At 62.5% G+C, this 13,284-nt stretch carries 10 protein-coding genes and 1 pseudogene; 2 read left to right on the top strand and 9 right to left on the bottom strand.

What is annotated here, in order from left to right; translation table 11 throughout:
• The first annotated feature begins 385 nt into the window (after window positions 1–385).
• Entirely contained in the window at window positions 386–3,337 is a 2,952-nt protein-coding gene (gene polA, locus EN990_RS26155; protein ID WP_164766158.1) for a DNA polymerase I, read from the top strand.
• 151 nt (window positions 3,338–3,488) lie between these two features.
• Here the strand turns inward: polA and EN990_RS26150 are convergent, their stop codons facing one another.
• The 8 genes from EN990_RS26150 to EN990_RS26115 all read right to left on the bottom strand — a co-directional run bounded on the left by EN990_RS26150 (window position 3,489) and on the right by EN990_RS26115 (window position 11,455).
• Window positions 3,489–3,893 carry a Fur family transcriptional regulator gene (locus tag EN990_RS26150; protein ID WP_013529546.1) on the bottom strand — a complete coding sequence of 135 codons (405 nt, stop codon included), beginning with the start codon at window positions 3,891–3,893 and terminating at the stop codon, window positions 3,489–3,491.
• A 193-nt stretch (window positions 3,894–4,086) separates the two neighbouring features.
• Window positions 4,087–5,133: an L-glyceraldehyde 3-phosphate reductase gene (mgrA, locus tag EN990_RS26145; RefSeq protein WP_013529545.1), complete on the bottom strand. Its 1,047-nt coding sequence runs from the start codon at window positions 5,131–5,133 to the stop codon at window positions 4,087–4,089.
• 122 nt (window positions 5,134–5,255) lie between these two features.
• Window positions 5,256–6,398 (bottom strand): Gfo/Idh/MocA family oxidoreductase, encoded by a 1,143-nt coding sequence (locus tag EN990_RS26140; RefSeq protein WP_013529544.1) that lies wholly within the window; start codon window positions 6,396–6,398, stop codon window positions 5,256–5,258.
• Between the two features lie 11 nt (window positions 6,399–6,409).
• Complete coding sequence (locus EN990_RS26135; RefSeq protein WP_013529543.1) at window positions 6,410–7,156, bottom strand: sugar phosphate isomerase/epimerase; 747 nt, start codon at window positions 7,154–7,156, stop codon at window positions 6,410–6,412.
• A 53-nt stretch (window positions 7,157–7,209) separates the two neighbouring features.
• A complete protein-coding gene (ugpC, locus tag EN990_RS26130; protein WP_013529542.1) occupies window positions 7,210–8,307 on the bottom strand; it encodes a sn-glycerol-3-phosphate ABC transporter ATP-binding protein UgpC in 1,098 nt (365 codons plus the stop codon).
• 5 nt (window positions 8,308–8,312) lie between these two features.
• Window positions 8,313–9,245, bottom strand: a complete 933-nt coding sequence (locus EN990_RS26125; protein WP_024504414.1) for a carbohydrate ABC transporter permease — start codon at window positions 9,243–9,245, stop codon at window positions 8,313–8,315.
• Between the two features lie 2 nt (window positions 9,246–9,247).
• Window positions 9,248–10,135, bottom strand: coding sequence for a sugar ABC transporter permease (locus tag EN990_RS26120; protein WP_024504415.1), 888 nt, complete (start codon window positions 10,133–10,135; stop codon window positions 9,248–9,250).
• A gap of 81 nt (window positions 10,136–10,216) precedes the next feature.
• Window positions 10,217–11,455: an ABC transporter substrate-binding protein gene (locus tag EN990_RS26115; RefSeq protein ID WP_013529539.1), complete on the bottom strand. Its 1,239-nt coding sequence runs from the start codon at window positions 11,453–11,455 to the stop codon at window positions 10,217–10,219.
• A gap of 404 nt (window positions 11,456–11,859) precedes the next feature.
• Between EN990_RS26115 and EN990_RS26110 the strand changes: the two genes are divergently transcribed.
• Complete coding sequence (locus EN990_RS26110; protein ID WP_013529538.1) at window positions 11,860–12,915, top strand: LacI family DNA-binding transcriptional regulator; 1,056 nt, start codon at window positions 11,860–11,862, stop codon at window positions 12,913–12,915.
• Between the two features lie 17 nt (window positions 12,916–12,932).
• Here EN990_RS26110 and EN990_RS26105 read toward each other — a convergent pair.
• Window positions 12,933–13,284, bottom strand: a pseudogene (locus EN990_RS26105) (NADP-dependent phosphogluconate dehydrogenase); the annotation flags it as partial.

Below are 13,284 nucleotides of genomic sequence, written 5' to 3'. Positions count from 1 at the left end.
GTAAAGGCATGACGGGAAAACGAAAAGCCCGCGATCATTGGACCACGGGCTGCAAACGTCTCTGCGAGGCAAAAAAAGACCGCCGTGGTGGAGGGGGAACCACGGCGGCCTTCTACTCGAAACGATGCGGCAGCCCGGAGAGGGGGGATAGGCTGCCGCAGGTGTCCGGGATAGGCGGGGGACGGGCCTTGCTCCGGACTCGGCGAAAACTGCCGATGACGTGTATTTGGGTCTCTGAACGTGGCGATTCAAGGGCACGAAAATTACAGTTTTGTAACATGGCCGTGAGCAGGGTGACGGCGATCTGTCAGGGTGTTGCCGGAACCGATAGTCGAGGCTGCCTTTGGCATGGACCAAGCCGCCGCGCCGCGCTATCCCTGCCGGCATGAAAAAAGGCGATCATCTCTTCCTTGTCGACGGCTCCGGCTACATCTTCCGTGCCTATCACGCGCTGCCGCCGCTGACCCGCAAATCCGACGGCCTGCCGGTCGGCGCCGTTTCCGGCTTCTGCAACATGCTGTGGAAGCTGATGCTCGACGCCCGCAATACCGATGTAGGCATCGTGCCGACGCATTTCGCCGTCATTTTCGACTATTCGTCAAAAACCTTCCGCAACGACCTCTACCCCGAATACAAGGCCAACCGCTCGGCACCGCCGGAAGATTTGATCCCGCAATTCGGCCTGATCCGCCAGGCGACCAGGGCGTTCAACCTGCCCTGCGTCGAGATCGAAGGCTACGAGGCTGACGATCTGATCGCCACCTATGCGAGGCTCGCCTGCGAAGCCGGCGGCGATACCACCATCATCTCCTCCGATAAGGATTTGATGCAACTGGTTGGCGATACGGTCGCCATGTACGACCCGATGAAGGACCGCCAGATCGGCATTCCGGAGGTCATCGAGAAATGGGGCGTGCCGCCGGAGAAGATGGTCGACCTGCAGGCGCTGACCGGCGATTCGGTCGACAATGTGCCTGGTGTGCCCGGCATCGGGCCGAAGACGGCGGCGCAACTGCTCGAACAGTTCGGTGACCTAGACACGCTGCTGGCCCGGGCCGGCGAGATCAAACAGGACAAGCGCCGGGAATCGATCATCGCCAACGCCGACAAGGCGCGCATTTCTCGTCAGCTGGTGACGCTGATGAACGATGTGCCGGTGACCGAGGGTCTGGAGGATTTCGTCCTGCACGCGCCCGACGGCCCGAAGCTGATCGGTTTCCTCAAGACCATGGAATTCACCTCGCTGACCCGCCGTGTCGCGGAAGCGACCAGCACCGAGGCCGGCGACGTCCAGGCCGTCGCGGTCACCGTCGAACGCGCCGATCATGCCCATGGCCCAGACGTTGGCGCCGGTTTGCCGCCGGTTGCCCGAAACGCGCCTGGCACTGAACCGGACGAAGCCGGCGGGACGGCGGAGACGTCAAAACAAGGCGATACCCCCTCCCTGCTCGCGGCACTAAGGCTGGAGCGCGCGGCCACCGGCAAGATCGACATTTCGGCCTATCACTGCATCCGCGATATCTCGACCCTGAAAGCCTGGGTCGCCGAGGCACGGGAGGCTGGCATCGCCGCCTTCGACGTCAGGGCGACATCCGCCGATCCGATGCAGGCGGAACTGATCGGCATGGCCATCGCCACGGCTCCCGGACGCGCCGCCTACATTCCCTTCGCCCATATGAGCGGCAATGGCGACCTGCTCGGTGGTGGCGCGCTCGAAAACCAGATTCCGCTGCGCGAGGCGCTGGCGGTGCTGAAACCGCTGCTCGAAGACAGATCGGTTCTCAAGATCGCGCAGAACCTGAAATACGATCTTGTCATCATGAGCCGCTACGGCGTCGATGTCGCACCGTTCGACGACACGATGCTGATCTCCTACGTGCTCGATGCCGGTACGCCCCATGGTCACGGCATGGATGCGCTTGCCGAAAAGTGGCTCGGTCATACCCCTCTTCAGCTCAAGGACGTGACCGGCTCGGGCAAAAGCTCGGTCGGTTTCGATCAGGTCGACATCGACAAGGCGACGGCTCATGCCGCCGAAGACGCCGATGTGACGCTGCGGCTCTGGCTGGTGCTGAAACCGCGGCTTGCCGCCAAGGGCCTGGTGTCTGTCTATGAGCGGCTGGAGCGGCCGCTGGTGCCGGTGCTGGCGCGCATGGAACAGCGCGGCATCTCGGTCGACAGGCAGATCCTATCGCGGCTCTCCGGCGAATTGGCGCAGGGCGCCGCTCGCCTCGAAGAGGAAATCTACCAGCTCATCGGCGAACGCATCAACATCGGTTCGCCAAAGCAGCTCGGCGACATCCTGTTCGGGCGCATGGGCCTGCCCGGCGGTTCCAAGACCAAGACCGGCCAGTGGTCGACGTCGGCGCAGCTTCTCGAAGATCTCGCCGCCGAAGGTCACGAACTGCCGCGCAAGATCGTCGACTGGCGCCAGCTGACCAAGCTGAAATCGACCTATACCGATGCGCTGCCCGGCTTCATCCATCCCGACACCAAGCGCGTCCACACCTCCTACGCATTGGCCGCGACGACGACGGGACGCCTGTCGTCCTCCGACCCGAACCTGCAGAACATTCCGGTGCGCACCGCCGAAGGCCGCAAGATCAGGACCGCCTTCATCACCGACAAGAGCCATCGGCTGGTCTCGGCCGACTACAGCCAGATCGAATTGCGGGTGCTCGCCCATGTCGCCGAGATCCCGCAACTGCGGCAGGCTTTCGCCGACGGCGCCGACATCCACGCCATCACCGCGTCGGAGATGTTCAACGTGCCGGTCGAAGGCATGCCCTCGGAGGTTCGCCGCCGCGACAAGGCGATCAATTTCGGCATCATCTACGGCATTTCGGCCTTCGGTCTCGCCAACCAGTTGTCGATCCCGCGCGAGGAAGCCGGCAACTACATCAAGAAATATTTCGAGCGCTTCCCCGGCATCCGCGATTACATCGAGGAGACCAAGGCTTATGCCCGCGAGCATGGCTTTGTCGAAACGATCTTCGGCCGCCGCATCCATTACCCCGACATCCGCTCCTCGAACCCGTCCCTGCGCGCTTTCAACGAGCGAGCCTCGATCAACGCCCGCCTGCAAGGCACCGCCGCCGACATCATCCGCCGTGCCATGATCCGCATGGAGGAGGCGCTGGAAAGAGCAGGGCTTTCGGCACGCATGCTGCTGCAGGTGCATGACGAACTGATCTTCGAGACCGTCGAGGCGGAAGTCGAGGCGACGATCCCGGTCGTGCGTCATGTCATGGAAAACGCGGCGATGCCGGCGGTCTCGATGTCGGTGCCGCTGCATGTCGACGCGCGCGCCGCCAACAATTGGGACGAGGCGCATTAGCACCAACGCAAGGTGTGTTGAGATTCAGATCAGGCCGAGTCGAAAATGGTGGATTCCGGGAGCCGGAGCGGAGCGTACTTTTCGTACGTGAGCACCGGAAGCGCAGGAAGCCGCCATTTGCAGGCCGGCATCATCTGAATATCAACTCACCTCAAGCCGCCTCAGCCAAACACTTGGCACATGTCCCGCGAAACTCGATCACCGCCTTCTTGGCGGCGAAGCCGGTGGAGCGCACCCATTCGTCCAAGCTGTGGCCGACATCGTGGTCGGACATCTCGGTGACCTGCCCGCATGTGTCGCAAATGGCGAAGGCAGTCATCGAATGGCTGTGGTCATGCGGCTCGGCGCAGGCGACGAAGGAATTGATGCTTTCAAGCCGATGCACGAAACCTGACTTCACCAGCGTGTCGAGCGCGCGATAGACCTGAAGCGGTGCGCGAAAACCGCGCTCGCGCAATTGGTCGAGCAAGGTGTAGGCACTGAGCGGTCCGCTGGCGGTCTCGAGTTTCTCGAGCACGCACAGCTGGTTTTTCGTCAGCACATCCCTTGCCGCCATGATCCTGTTTCCAACTCGCCTTGCGTCGCTTGCGCCGCGCACAAACGATCCATGTCCCCCCAGATAGCGACGAACAGGCATTTTTGCTACTGTTTCCAGCATTCTGCCCGCAAGGCGGCCGAGAACATCGATCGGAGCGGGGCAACAGGCAGGTTGCCCGCCGTTTTTCGCTTTGCCGGCTTATCGAGCGGACCTATTTCCTCGGCGGGCCTTTGCGCTCGGCAGAAGCCGCCCACAGATTGATGTCGGATTCGCGCGCGTAGGTGTCGATCTCGGCGAGTTCGGCATCGCTGAAGTCGAGCGCCTTGAGCGCGCCGACGCAGTCCTCGACCTGCTCCGGCCGGCTGGCGCCGATCAGTGCCGAGGTCACCCTCCCCTTGCGCAGCACCCAGGCCAGCGCCATCTGCGCCAGCGTCTGTCCGCGCCTGCCGGCGATGGCGTCGAGCGCCTTGATGTTGGCGATGGTCTTGTCGTTGATGAAGGCTGTCTTCAGCGACTTGCCCTGCGACGCACGGCTGCCGTCCGGAATGCCGCCGAGATACTTGTCCGTCAGCATGCCTTGCGCCAGCGGCGAGAACACGATGGAGCCAACGCCGAGCCCTTCGAGCGTGTCGAGCAAGCCGTCTTCCTCCACCCAGCGGTTCAGCATCGAATAGCTCGGCTGGTGGATGACGCAAGGCGTGCCAAGCTGCTTCAAGATATCGGCCGCCTCGCGCGTGCGCTGCGAATTGTAGGACGAGATGCCGGCATAGAGCGCCTTGCCCGAGCGCACGGCATGGTCGAGCGCACCCATCGTTTCTTCCAGCGGCGTGTCGGGATCGAAACGGTGCGAATAGAAGATATCGACATAGTCGAGCCCCATCCGCTTGAGGCTCTGGTCGAGGCTGGCCAGAATGTATTTGCGCCCACCCCATTCGCCGTAGGGCCCGGCCCACATCTGGTAGCCGGCCTTGGTCGAGATGATCAATTCGTCGCGGTAGGCAGCGAAGTCGGTGCGCAGGATCTCACCGAAGGCGGTTTCGGCAGAACCGGGCGGCGGACCGTAATTGTTGGCGAGGTCGAAATGCGTGATGCCGAGGTCGAAGGCCTTGCGCGCGATCGCCTGCTTGGTCTTATGCGGCGTGTCGTTGCCGAAATTGTGCCACAGGCCCAGCGAGATCGCCGGCAGCTTCAGGCCGGAGCGGCCACAGCGGTTGTAGACCATTTTCTCGTAACGGTTTTCGGCGGGCGTGTAGGGCATCGGAAAATCCTCGAATGGAAACGAGCCGGTCGGCTGCATTCGTCACAACGCGGCGAGTTGGCTCTGCCCCCCACCCTTACCCTCTCTCCGTCGAAACGGGGAGAGGGTTGAGGTGTGCTGCCCTATTTCTTCTTCGCCAAAAGCGCCTTGGCTTCCTTGACGCCAAGTGCGGCCGGCCGTTCGCAGGTGGTCTGCATGGCGACGAACTTGCCGGTTTCGCCGGAACGCAGCAGGCCGGTCATCACGTCGACGGCGTGCAGCGCCAGCTCCATCGAACAGCGGTGCGGCCGGCCTTCCGCGATCGCCACCGCCATATCGGCAAGGCCTGACGTGCGGTAGTTGGCCATCATGCCTTGCGAATGCATCTCGTTGGGCACGCCGAACGGATGCGGCCAGTTCGGCAGCTTCTTGACCGGTTTGGCCGCGACGGTGAAGCGAACGTCACCACCGAAGAAGTTCGGGTCCGGCACAAACACCGTACCCGCCTCGCCATAAAGCTCCATCGGCGCGTGGCCGTGGGCCCAGACGTCCCAGCTGGTGTTGAGCGTGATAACGGCGCCGTTCTCGAACTCCAGCAGGCCATGGATGGTCGTCGGTGTGTTGACCGGTATCTTTTCACCCGCGCGCGGCTTTGAACTGATCGTGCGCTCCTTGGCTGGCGTCGTGGCGAAGGCCGCGACCTGCTTCACCGGCCCGATCAGCTGGATCAGATTGGTGATGTAATATGGTCCGATGTCGAGCACCGGCCCCGCGCCTGGCTGGAAAAAGAAATCCGGATTGGGGTGCCAGTGCTCCATGCCGTGACCCATGACATGGCAGGTACCGCTCGTGACCTTGCCAAGCTTGCCGGTGTCGATCAGGTTGCGTACCAGCTGGTGCGCGCCGCCGAGGAAAGTGTCTGGCGCCGAGCCGATGCGCAGACCCTTTTTCTCCGCCCGCTTCTTAAGGTCGAGCCCTTCCTTGACCGACAGCACGAACGGCTTTTCCGAATAGACGTGCTTGCCGGCGTCGAGGATCTGCTTTGACACCTCATAGTGCACCGCCGGGATGGTCAGATTGACGATGATGTCGATGTCGTCGGCCTTGAGCAGGTCTTCGACGGTTTCGGCGCGCAGCTTGAACTCCTTCGCCCGCGCCTTGGCCGCCTCCATGTTGATGTCGGCGCAGGCACGCATCTCGATGCCGCGGAACAGCGGCGCCAGCGAAAAATACGCCTTCGAGATGTTGCCGCAGCCGATCACGCCGATGCCAAGTTTCTTTGCCATGCTGATTGCTCCTAATAGGTTTTGGCGGCTGCGATGGAGCGGCGGGCGAAACGCTCGATGTCGTTGGGGTTGTCCTGTTCCATGACGTAGTATTGGGCAGCACTCCTGGCACGCAACACCTTGATCAGGCCGGCCCAGTCGATGGTGCCATGGCCGACATCCGACCAGCCATCCTCATCCAGCCCCTCGCCGGGCTTGGCCATGTCCTTGACGTGGACGGCGCTGATGCGCTTGCCGTGTTTCTCGATCCACGGCAGCGGATCATCGCCGCCGCGCACCACCCAGGCAACGTCCATCTCCCAGCTGACATCGGGCGCGGATGACAGGATGTGGTCCTGCGGCACCGATCCGTCGGCAAGTTTCTTGAACTCGAAATCATGATTGTGCCAGGCAAAGCCGTAGCCGGCCTTTTTCGCGGCATCACCGACCTTGGCCAGGCGTTCGCCGAAACCACGCCAGCCGGCCACGTCGGATGGCCGCTGGTCGGGCATCAGGAAAGGGCAGATGAGCAGCGTGATACCGAGTGCGTCGGCGGTTTTGCGCACGCCGTCAAAATCGTTCTCGAGCGCGTCGATCGAGAAATGCCCAGTCGGCATGGCAAGCCCGTTCCTGTCGAGCTCGGCACGGAATGCCTTGGGATCATCATAGACGCCGCCGAAACCTTCGACCTGGGCGTAGCCGAGCTTGCCGAGCATGGCGAGCACACCGTCCCAGGGTTGGAAATTGCGGGCGCTGTAAAGTTGGAATGACCAATTCATCGTCTCTGTCCGTTTTGCTTGGGGATCGTCGTTGGAAGGTTGGTTCTCGGAAGCTAGATGCGTGTGCCGGTTGCGGTGTCGAAAAGCGAGGCGCGCATCGGATCGAATCCAAGCGTCACCGCCTCGTCGTTCTTGGGCGTGCGTTCCGAGGTCACTCGGACGCTGAAATTCTGCTGGGCAAGCTTCAGCCAGACCAGCGTGTCGGAGCCCATGGGTTCGACCACCTCGACATTGGCGGCCATCGAGAACGGCCAGCCGGTGCCGCTGTTCAGGCTGACATGCTCGGGCCTGATACCGAATGTGACGGGGCCGGGAGCCGGAGGCTTGGCAAAGTCGTAAGTGCCGAGCGGGATCTTGATATCCCCGGCCGCGAACCGCCAGCCGCCGTCGGCGTCTTCCAGGTGGCCATCGACGAAGTTCATTGCGGGCGAACCGAGAAAGCCGGCGACGAAACGGTTGACCGGACGGTTGTAGATGGTCTGCGGCGCATCGAGCTGCTGGATGACGCCGCCCTTCATCACCGCGATGCGGTCGGCCAGCGTCATCGCCTCGATCTGGTCGTGGGTGACGTAGATCATGGTGTTCTGCAGCTTGCGATGCAGCAGTTTGATCTCGACGCGCAGTTCGGCGCGCAGCTTGGCATCGAGATTGGACAGCGGCTCGTCGAACAGGAACACGTCGACATCGCGCACCAGCGCCCGTCCGATGGCGACGCGCTGGCGCTGGCCGCCGGAAAGTGCGGCCGGCTTACGCTGCAGCAGCGGCTCGATCTGCAGGATTTCAGCCGCCCGCGCGATCCGCTTGGCGATCTCTTCTTTTGGCGTGCCGGCGACACGCAGCCCGAAGGACAGGTTCTTCTCCACCGTCATTTGCGGATAGAGCGCATAGGACTGGAACACCATGCCGATGCCGCGGTCCTTGGGCTCTTCCCAGGTGACGTTCTTGCCCTTGATGAAGATGCGGCCTTCGGAAACGTCGAGCAGGCCGGCAATGCAATTGAGCAAGGTCGACTTGCCGCAGCCGGACGGCCCGAGCAGCACGATGAACTCGCCATCGGCGACATCCAGATTGAGCGTCTCCAGGACGGTCACCGCGCCGAAATTCAGCGACAGGTCCTGGATCGAAACGCTGGTATCGTTGGCTGCCGTCATCGCCATCACCCCTTCACCGCGCCGGCGGCGATGCCGCGTACGAAAAGCTTGCCGGAGATGAAGTAGACGATGAGCGGCACAAGCCCGGTCAGGATGGTTGCGGCCATATTGACGTTGTACTCCTTCACGCCTTGCACCGAATTGACGATGTTGTTGAGCTGCACCGTCATCGGATAGGTGTCGGGGCGGGTGTAGACGACGCCGAACAGGAAGTCGTTCCAGATGCCGGTCACCTGCAGGATGATGGCAACGACGAAGATCGGCAGCGACATCGGCAGCATGATGCGCAGGAAGATGCCCCAGAAGCCGGCACCGTCGACACGTGCCGCCCGGAACAGCTCCTCCGGCATCGAGGAGAAATAATTGCGGAACAGCAGCGTCAGGATCGGCATGCCGAAAATGGAATGGACGATCACCAGCCCGCTGAGGCTGCCATAGAGGCCGATCTCGCGCAGGATGATGACGATCGGATAGATCATCACCTGGTAGGGAATGAAGGCGCCGACGATCAGGATGATGAAGAACGTATCGGCGCCCTTGAAGCGCCAATTGGCCAGTGCATAACCGTTCACCGAGGCGATGGCGATCGACAGCAGCACTGACGGCACGGTGATGCGCACCGAATTCCAGAAGCCGCGCGAAAGTCCGTCGCAGTTAAGGCCGGTGCAGGCAGTCGACCACGCCTTGACCCACGGTTCGAAAGTGATCTCGAGCGGCGGTGAGAAGATGTTGCCGAGCCGGATCTCCGGCATGCCCTTGAGCGAGGTGACGACCATGACGTAGAGCGGCAAGAGGTAGTAGACCGCCATGACGAACAATGTGCCGTATAGGAAGACGTTGCGGCGCGAAATCACGCGGCGCGGCTTCGGGCCGTAGGGATCGGTGATGCCCTGGCGCGCGCCGGCGGCGGTGCTCGCTTGAGCGGTGATGTCTGCCATGCTCATTTGCGCCGCCCGAACTCGAGATAGGCCCAGGGCACGATGACGATCACCACCGAGAGCAGCATCATGGTCGAGGCAGCAAAGCCCTGGCCGAGGTTCTGGGCGAAGAACATATAGTCGTAGACGTATTTGGCCGGCACTTCGGAGGCGATGCCCGGGCCGCCGCTGGTCTGGGCCACGACGAGGTCATAGACCTTGACGATGCCGGCAGCGATGATGACGAGCGTGGTGATGAAGACCGGCCGCATCATCGGGATGACGATGAACAGATAGGTCTTCCACATCGGGATCCCATCCACCCGCGCCGCCTTCCAGATGTCCTCGTCAATGCCGCGCAGGCCGGCCAGCATCAGGCACATGATGAGCCCTGTGCCTTGCCACAGCGCCGCGATCGATATGCCGTAGATGACGATGCTGGAATTGTAGAGCGGGTCGAAGCTGAAGCTCGTCCAGCCTAAGTCACGGACCACATGCTGGATGCCGAAATCCGGATTGAGCAGCCACTGCCAGACCAGGCCGGTGACGATGAAGGAGAGCGCGAAAGGATAGAGGAAGATGGTGCGCAACGTGTCCTCGAAGCGGATCTTCTGATCGAGCAGTGCTGCAAGCAGGAAGCCGATGACCAGCGAGAACACCAGCGAGATCGCGCCGTAGATCAGCAGGTTTTCGATCGAGATCAGCCAGCGCGGCGTCGCCCACAACCGGTAGTATTGGTCGAGCCCGACGAAATTCAGCCGCGGCAAGAGCTTCGAATTGGTGAAGGAATAGAGCACCGTCCAAACGGTGCCGCCGACGAAAACCACCATGGCGGTGAGGATCATCGGGATCGAGGCGACCTTCGCATTGAGGTTGCGGAACAGAAGGTTGGGGCGTTCGCTCTTGCTCATCTCGTCAGCCGGCTGGGTAAGGGCGGTGCATTCCCGGCCCTGCATTCGCAAGGCCGGGAGCGAGGTGGGTTGCCGCCAGCGTCAGTCCGCCGAAGCGATGAGGTCGGCGAAGCGCTTCTGTGCGTCTTCGACGGTCAATTCCGGCTTGGCGAAGAATTCGGCGAAAAGGTCTTCCTTCTGCTTCTGGGTGTCCTGTGAAAGCAGTTGGTCCGTCCATGGAATGACGGCGCCCTTGGCGAGGATGGCGAGGCCTTTCTTCATGCAGTCGTTCGCCGCGTTGAGATCGACGTCGCCGCGCACCGGCAGGGAACCCTTCTTCAGATTGAAGGCAACCTGCGTCTTGGGATCGAGCAGCGTCTCGGCCAGCACCTCCTGCGCCTTGCTCTTGTCGGCATCCTTGAGCAGCGGGAAGTAGAAGGCGTCGCCGCCCGTGGCTATGACCTCGTTCAGCCCAAGGCCCGGCAGGCAGGTATAATCTTTGCCGGCGGTCTTGCCGGCAACCTGGAACTCGCCCTGTGCCCAGTCGCCCATGATCTGGCCACCCGCCTTGCCGGTGATGACCAGGTTGGTCGCCTGGTTCCAGTCCTGCACATTGGTGTTCTTCGCCATCTTGCGGGCATCGTCCGCGGCCTTGAAGACCTTGGCGACTTCGGGCCCGGCGGCAAACTTGGCATCCTTGTCCTTGTAGACCTTGAGGAACGTGTCCGTGCCGCCCACAGCCGCAAGCAGCACGTCGAAGGCACCGGAGGATTGCCAGGCTTGCCCGCCGACGGCGAGCGGGATGATGCCGGCCTTCTCCAGTGCCGGCGCTGCCGCCACGAATTCATTCCAGTCCTTCGGCAACGGCACGCCGGCCTTCGCGAAGGCTTCGTTGGACAGCCACAGCCACTGCCAGGAATGGATGTTGACGGGCACGCAATAGATCTTGCCGTCGATGGTGCAGCCGTCGAGCAGGCTCTTCGGCCGCACGACATCAGTCCACTTGCCCTTGGTGGCGACGTCGGTGAGGTCGCGCATCAGGCCGGCCTGCACCAGCTCTTCCGCCTGCCGGCCATGGTTGAACTGCGTGGCGCCCATCGGATCGCCACCGGTGATGCGGCTGATCATGATCGGCCGCGCCGTGCCGCCGGAGCCGGCAATGGCGCCGTCCACCCAGTGGTTGCCGGTCGCATCGAATGCCTTGGCAAGTTCCGCAACCGCCGCGGCCTCGCCGCCTGAAGTCCACCAATGGGTGACTTCCAGGTCCGTCGCGGCCGCCTGGCCGGCAAATTGCAGTGCAGCCGTCGCCGCCAGGGCAGCGGTCAAAAATCTGTATCGCATTTCGGCTCCTCCCAGAATCTGAAACGTTACAGATTTTCGATACGGCAATTGCGCGGGCTGTGCAACCCATCAACGAAGCGCCCTCGATATTTTTTCGGGCCGCGAACAAATCCGCCTGAATGATCGCGCTTCTCATGCACTGCAGCATGGTTTGCTGCGGCGCAAACACCGAAATGCCGCCTGATACGGGCAAAAGGCGGCGGCAGGGGCGATTTCTCCTGGAATCCCAATGCGTTTCGCAAAAAGAACCATCCACCTCGTGACGAGGACATACATCTCGATACTGGCAATCTGTAACGTTTCAGTATATTGACGCTTTGCCGGGGCTGGGACGCATATCGTATCGCTATGGCGGCGATTGCCGACATGGCCCGCGGCTGCTATGCGCCTGACGGGCGGGACGAATGGACAGACAGCGTACGGACAAGAACGGGGAGAACTCGGCACAGGGACGGCCGACGTTGAAGACGCTTGCCTTCATGACCGGGCTCGGCGTCACCACCGTGTCACGCGCCTTGAAGGATGCCCCGGAAATCGGCGCCGAAACCAGGCGCCGCGTCCAACTCGTCGCCAAGCAGATCGGCTACCGGCCGAACCGCGCCGGCGTGCGTCTGCGCACCGGCAGGACCAATGTCATCAGCCTCGTGCTCAACACCGACCGCGAGATCATGAGCTTCGTCTCGGACATCATCTACGGTGTTTCGGAAGTGCTCGCCGAAACGCCCTATCACCTGATCGTCACGCCTTATTCCCGCTCGCAGGATCCGATGGAGCCGATCCGCTATCTCGTCGAGACCGGCTCGGCCGATGGCGTCATCATCTCGCGCACCCAACCGAACGATCCACGCGCCCGCTACATGCTCGAGCACGGCATGCCCTTTGCCACGCATGGCCGCACCGACATGGGCCTGGTCCACCCCTACCATGACTTCGACAACCATGTATTCGCGATGGAAGCCGTGCGCCGCCTGGCGAGCATGGGCAGGCGCAAGCTGGCGCTTCTGTCGCCGCCACCCGGGCTGACCTATTATGGCCACACGCTGAACGGCTTTGCCGATGCGCTGAGCGAGGTCGGCGCCAGCGAAATTCCGTTCAACACCGTTTCCATCGATCACACGATCGAGCAGATCAGGACCAGGACCGCGCAGGTGATGCGCCGCGAGAACAGGCCGGACGGCTTCGTCAGCAGCGCTGCCGCCGCGACACTGGCTATCGTCGCCGGCATTGAAGATGCCGGCCTCAAGCTTGGCCGCGACGTCGATGTCGTGTCCAAGCAGTCGTCGGACCTGTTGCACCTGTTCCGGCCGGAATTGCTCGTCGTCAACGAGAACTTCCGCCTGGCCGGCTCCGATCTCGCCCGCTCCGTGCTCGGCTGGATCGGCGGCGCCGCACCCGGATCGTTGCAGCGCCTGGTCGCCACCAGCGAGGTTCAGGCGTTCAGCCCGCCGGTTTCCGTTTAGGCTCTTGGGCCGGCTTGTCAGCCAGCCGCACCGCTTCCCCACGGCCCATGGAACGCGCCTTTGTCGTCGATACGCTCGAAGCCGTGCGCGCCGAAGAAGTCGCGTTGCGCCTGGATCAGGTTCGAGGTGCCGCGGCCCTGGCGATAGCTGTCGAAATAGGCAAGTGCGGAAGACAGCGCCGGAACCGGCGAGCCGGCCTCCGAAGCCCTCGCCACGATGCGGCGCAGCGACGGATGCGCTCCCTGCATCAGCGAGATGAAGGCCGGCGCCATCAGAAGGTTGGTCGAGGCGCCGCCCTTGCTGAAGGCTTCCGCCATGGTGTCGAGCATCTGCGAGCGGATGATGCAGCCGGCGCGCCAGATCCTGGCG

Source organism: Mesorhizobium sp. M7A.F.Ca.US.005.03.1.1, from assembly GCF_003997975.1.
GTDB lineage: Bacteria > Pseudomonadota > Alphaproteobacteria > Rhizobiales > Rhizobiaceae > Mesorhizobium > Mesorhizobium ciceri.
This window is presented reverse-complemented; position numbering and strand designations above follow the sequence as displayed.

Bases quoted from the DNA above. Each gene is read 5' to 3' on its own strand.
- polA (WP_164766158.1), top strand. From the start codon at position 386: ATGAAAAAAGGCGATCATCTCTTCCTTGTCGACGGCTCCGGCTACATC.
- EN990_RS26150 (WP_013529546.1), bottom strand. From the start codon at position 3,893: ATGGCGGCAAGGGATGTGCTGACGAAAAACCAGCTGTGCGTGCTCGAG.
- mgrA (WP_013529545.1), bottom strand. From the start codon at position 5,133: ATGCCCTACACGCCCGCCGAAAACCGTTACGAGAAAATGGTCTACAAC.
- EN990_RS26140 (WP_013529544.1), bottom strand. From the start codon at position 6,398: ATGGCAAAGAAACTTGGCATCGGCGTGATCGGCTGCGGCAACATCTCG.
- EN990_RS26135 (WP_013529543.1), bottom strand. From the start codon at position 7,156: ATGAATTGGTCATTCCAACTTTACAGCGCCCGCAATTTCCAACCCTGG.
- ugpC (WP_013529542.1), bottom strand. From the start codon at position 8,307: ATGACGGCAGCCAACGATACCAGCGTTTCGATCCAGGACCTGTCGCTG.
- EN990_RS26125 (WP_024504414.1), bottom strand. From the start codon at position 9,245: ATGGCAGACATCACCGCTCAAGCGAGCACCGCCGCCGGCGCGCGCCAG.
- EN990_RS26120 (WP_024504415.1), bottom strand. From the start codon at position 10,135: ATGAGCAAGAGCGAACGCCCCAACCTTCTGTTCCGCAACCTCAATGCG.
- EN990_RS26115 (WP_013529539.1), bottom strand. From the start codon at position 11,455: ATGCGATACAGATTTTTGACCGCTGCCCTGGCGGCGACGGCTGCACTG.
- EN990_RS26110 (WP_013529538.1), top strand. From the start codon at position 11,860: ATGGACAGACAGCGTACGGACAAGAACGGGGAGAACTCGGCACAGGGA.